This is a genomic window from Thioalkalivibrio thiocyanoxidans ARh2 (genome assembly GCF_000385215.1).
In the GTDB taxonomy this organism is placed as follows: Bacteria; Pseudomonadota; Gammaproteobacteria; order Ectothiorhodospirales; family Ectothiorhodospiraceae; genus Thioalkalivibrio; species Thioalkalivibrio thiocyanoxidans.
In genome coordinates, this window is record NZ_ARQK01000009.1 from 1 (window position 1) to 3,612 (window position 3,612).

Here is a 3,612-nt window from a genome sequence, read left to right on the forward strand (position 1 = left end):
CCCCGTGCTCGATCCGGTGCAGTACCGTTTCGACCATCTCCGCACCCTCATCCGAGTCCAGCAGATCGATCGGCACCGCCTCGAGCACCCGATTCCTCGTCCGCATCCAGCGTTCCGCTTTCTCCGGATCCTCAAAGATCACTGCTGCTTTTCCCCGGATACGGACTACGCGTGCCTCAACTTCGTTTTGGTGCGACACCTTTCCCCTCCTGACGGCGAAGGTCCCCTATGAAGCTAGCACTATCTGGAGTGCGTTCGCTCCAAAAGTGCGCGCGCGCACTTTTTCGTGGCTGCGGGCCGCACTTCGGGTGTTATGGCAAATCGGACCCCGCGTTTCACGTGAACACGCAAGACGATCTGCCATACTTCGTCGGACACGAAAACAAGATCGATGGGGCACGATGAGCGAAGCGAAGGGCATAACCGAGGCGACACTGCGTGAGCTGCTGGACTCCGGCGCGGTTCGCGCCGTCGCCATCGTCGCCCAGGGCGACGCATGGGCCGTCCAGGTGGAGGTCGGCACGCGCTGGCGCACCCTACGCTCCGCGCGCGAGCCGGTGCGCTGGTGGCGCTCACTGGATCGGCTGTCGCGCTGGCTGCGCGAAGACCTGGGCGTGGTCGAGTGGTCCGTGGATGCGCGGCAGTACGCACCCGCGCAGCGGTCTACGGCATAGCACTCGTTCGCATGGTTTATAGCCGATCCGGACAACTAGTAACGAGTAGAGCAAGCGATCACCACGGCAGCCCGCGATAAAAGGTCTCGACGCGATCAAAGGCGTCAGCGAAATCGGGTAGATCGCCGATCTCCAGCGCGAGGGTGTGCCATTCGGCTCCGGCACGTCGCCTGATATCCGGGTCCGCGAGCGATTCAGGGCCGGGCTCGATGTAGCGGGCCCGTGCTTTCGTGAGCAGAGCGCTTAGGATCTGGCGCTTCTCCGCCGGGCTTGGTGAAAGCTCTCGTACCAGGTAATCGATATCGTAGATATCCTGCCGCCGAGGGCGGTTGCGTACGCCTTGCTGGAGCAGGGCGCGGAGCTTTTCCGCGATGATGTCCTCCAGGCTGTAGGCGCGCATGCCCGCCGGCATTCCAGCATCAAAGCGGACGAACTGGATGGCGTGGACCGGCTCCCTGAAGCTAATGTCGATTTTCAGGACGGTGGGGCAGAGGCCCGCCTCTAGCCTTCTATGAGCGTTGGTTCCCCGCGTGGCGTACGCAATCGTCATGCGGAGGGCAGGGAATTCGGCATCCGTGAAGTGGTTCGGCCTCGGCTCACGCTCGATCCGCTGCACGCGTAGCACAAGATCCGGGTAGCCCAACCGGGTGCTCGCGCGCATGAGCTCGGGATCCAGAGCCTTTCGCAGTTTGTCCTCGATGTCATCGCTAGGCTGGAATTCGGCTGTGAAGTCGATATCTACCGTCTGCCGAGGACTCTGGTAGACGATCCCCATCAAAATTCCGCCCTTGAGATACAGCCTGTCGCCATAGGACTCGCTCTGGCCTACTGCGACGAGCAGGACTTCGGTGGCCTGGCGCTCGCGGTAGCGCTGCGGATCCGAGCGGGCGTGCTCAACCCACGCGCTGATATCGACGGTGAATGTGTTGTCCTCAGACATTGATCGAAAGCATCCATTTCTCGGAGTGGGTGGGTGCGAAGGGGCGCTCTGGGTCCAGTCGGCGCGAGCTGCCGCGTTGGGCATGACGTGTCCAATGCTGGACACGTTCATCGTGCACCCCCAGAAGCTCGTCAAGGATGTAGCCGGCGCGGATCTTGGCGATAGCGTGTGGCGTGTCTTCGACAGCCGGGATGATGTCTTTAAGGTACAAAGCAGCGTGCTCACGCCAGACTTCAAGGACGTGCGCCATCCCGCCGCACGCCCCAGGTTCTTCAAGCATGTCTGCGAAGGTCTGGCCGATGGTGGCGATTCGAGCGTAGGTGCCACGGATGGGTAGGGAGGCACCCGGATGTCGAGTACGGGTGAGGGCGAGGGGGCGATCGCGGACCGTTTTCGGGTGCGCAATGGTGTGGGGTCGGAGTATCTGGTGCTCCCCGAGTTCTCCTAGGACCTTCTCACCGTAGTCCTGGATCATGGCGTCGGCCAGCAGTTGGCGCTCGAGTTGGCGAGTAGGAGCGCGTATGTGCAGGGCCTCGGGGCGGCGATCTGTGAGCCCGTAGCGCGCCATGGCTGAGAGATGGGCTACGTAGCAATAACGGTCCACCAGGCAGCAAATCTCTTCGGCTGCGCAATCGCTGTTGGTCACGATGCGATAGGCGCGGTGCCTATAATCCGGGTCGGGGGTAAGCACGCTGGCGCGCACGAGATTTCGGCGCCGTTGCGCGAGCTCGAATGTATCTGGGAGGGGTTTGCGTAGCCGGAGGCGGCGGCCACTCATATAGAGTGCGCGCAGCTCGTGGAAAAGCCCGTATGGCGTGATGAGAGGCCACCCGTGCTTCCGAAGCTCCTTGGCGAGAGCCTTCTCGAGCTGAGTAAGAGGTCTTCTTGTGTCGGTCCGGATTGTCTCGGCCATTGAGTTCTTCTTTGTTTCGTGCTACACTATATCTACTATGTCCTAAGGACATAGTAGATATAGTGTAGCAGATTAGATCTGAAAATAATGACGGGCTTGTCGAGCAACAGATCAAGACGGCTTCTGCTGGAGTTCCAACAGAACTCTCTGCTTTGCCTCCTCATAGGATTCACCAGGCTTGGCTTTCTCATTAATGAGCTGCTCGAGCTGATCCTTCGTCAAACGGCGCTGCCGCTTCCCATCTTTGGGCGAGAACTGGAACTGGAACGCCACAACCCTACGGCCGGCTTTCCTTTGGCCGTATCGCACCAACAAGTCGGAATGTTCGTTCACGTCCCTGACGGCTGGCTCGATGACGCGACGGCGCAAATCTTTGACCGCTGGATACTGGCCCTCGATGCCAAACATCCGCCGCAAGTCGTCCAGCTCGATTTCGCGCTCTCCGGTTTGCCTCCACTGCGCCAGGAGCTCGTAGAGCCGGATCCCGTGCGTGCTGCGCATCAAAGCGACGTAGCGCAGCTGATAGGAGGTGAATTGCTCTCTTAGGGTCGAGAGGTACGGAAGGATCGCTCGCGCGAAGCGCAGTTCGACGCGCCCTTCGTCCCGGATGTAGGTGATCTCCTGAACCCATCGGGTCATCGTGACGCGACGACCCTCAGCATCCCCACCCTCTCCATTGGTCCCGCCAACGATGCGGACCTCTCGGCGGTATAGCCGCTCCGCAGCCTCCGCGAGTTCCTGGTACGCCCGTCGGGCCGACGTGCCTGATACATCGGCTAGTGCGTTGGCCTCTACTGAATAGACCTTCTCGTCGGTGGCGGGCTCATCGCGTCTTATCTGAGTGATCGCCGAGAGCATCACACGCTGTTCCGCCAGAGTCAGGCGGTAACCCGCCTGAATCAGCGCATTCGACTTCACCACCGTTTCAGTTCCTTTTCCCATCGCCACCGCTCCATGTGGATATTTGGAGGGACATCGTGAACTGATGTCCCGGGACATTCAATATTCGGTCCTTATATGCGAAGGATTCGTCCCCCCTTTCACGAAGGATTCGTCCCCCTTTCACGAAGGATTCGTCCCCCTTT

The 3,612-nt window shown here is 60.5% G+C and carries 5 protein-coding genes; 1 reads left to right on the top strand and 4 read right to left on the bottom strand.

The window, feature by feature from the left end; genetic code table 11:
- Positions 1-199 (bottom strand): MbcA/ParS/Xre antitoxin family protein (locus G372_RS0100125; protein ID WP_026372262.1); only part of this gene is annotated, 199 nt, incomplete at its 3' end.
- Positions 200-401: 202 nt separating this feature from the next.
- On the opposite strand from G372_RS0100125, the gene G372_RS0100130 reads away from it, so the two are divergent.
- On the top strand, positions 402-674 hold the full coding sequence (locus G372_RS0100130; RefSeq protein WP_019624932.1) for a hypothetical protein: 273 nt from the start codon (positions 402-404) through the stop codon (positions 672-674).
- Between the two features lie 58 nt (positions 675-732).
- Here G372_RS0100130 and G372_RS0100135 read toward each other — a convergent pair whose 3' ends face one another.
- The 3 genes from G372_RS0100135 to G372_RS0100145 form a co-directional block, all read right to left on the bottom strand.
- Entirely contained in the window at positions 733-1,614 is an 882-nt protein-coding gene (locus G372_RS0100135) for a nucleotidyl transferase AbiEii/AbiGii toxin family protein (RefSeq protein ID WP_019624931.1), read from the bottom strand.
- Positions 1,607-2,527, bottom strand: coding sequence for a hypothetical protein (locus G372_RS0100140; protein WP_019624930.1), 921 nt, complete (start codon positions 2,525-2,527; stop codon positions 1,607-1,609). Before G372_RS0100140 ends, G372_RS0100135 begins: the two co-directional genes overlap by 8 nt.
- Positions 2,528-2,638: 111 nt before the next feature.
- Positions 2,639-3,526 carry a RepB family plasmid replication initiator protein gene (locus tag G372_RS0100145; RefSeq protein ID WP_244263173.1) on the bottom strand — a complete coding sequence of 296 codons (888 nt, stop codon included), beginning with the start codon at positions 3,524-3,526 and terminating at the stop codon, positions 2,639-2,641.
- Positions 3,527-3,612 lie beyond the last annotated feature (86 nt).